The 255-nt window shown below is 54.9% G+C and carries 1 protein-coding gene; it reads right to left on the reverse strand.

What is annotated here, in order from left to right; genetic code table 11:
• On the reverse strand, nt 1-255 hold a 255-nt coding region (locus ACYP03_RS26995), incomplete at both ends, for a flavodoxin domain-containing protein (protein ID WP_459782808.1).

Consider the following 255-nt stretch of genomic DNA (forward strand, 5'->3'; position numbering starts at 1 on the left):
CGTACTGGCTGTCCTCATCGAGCGCCAGTCCGACAAAAAAGCTTTTGTCTTCGGTCAGGGCTTTTGACGCTTCAAAGTTGTAGCCCTGATTGGGCCAGTAGCCGACAAACTGGGCGCCGGTCGGCAGTAGTTGGTCATGTAGCATGCCCATGGCATCCAGGTACCATTCTGTGTAGCCTTCCTGATCGCCTAAACCGAACAGGGCGACGGTTTTTCCGGTCAGTGTCAGGCCATCGAGTTGATTCCAGACCGCTT

This window comes from Photobacterium sp. R1, assembly GCF_054600795.1.